Source organism: Halioglobus sp. HI00S01, from assembly GCF_001635445.1.
GTDB lineage: Bacteria > Pseudomonadota > Gammaproteobacteria > Pseudomonadales > Halieaceae > Halioglobus > Halioglobus japonicus.
The window spans coordinates 1-221 of sequence record NZ_LWEE01000408.1; the positions used below are offsets into that span (position 1 = coordinate 1).

1 protein-coding gene is annotated in these 221 nt (G+C 62.4%); it reads right to left on the bottom strand.

Annotation, left to right across the window (positions count from 1 at the left end; genetic code table 11):
• Positions 1 to 205: hypothetical protein (locus A3709_RS21910; RefSeq protein ID WP_156507904.1), on the bottom strand; the 205-nt coding region annotated here is incomplete at its 3' end.
• Between the last annotated feature and the right edge of the window lie 16 nt (positions 206 to 221).

Here is a 221-nt window from a genome sequence, read left to right on the forward strand (position 1 = left end):
CGCCTGCCCCCGCTGGCAGGTCATCGTGGTAGGTCTTCTGACCTTGTGCCTTGATGGTGCCATCCAGCACCAGCGCGTTGGCCGCGATCCCGATCACGCCGCCGCCACGCCCTGGTTCTGAGCTATTACGGTAGTAACCCGCACTGCCCGGGAACTCCGCCTCGAAGTACCGGCCATAGGTACAGTCAGCACTATTGCCATCCACAATGCCACCATGGCAC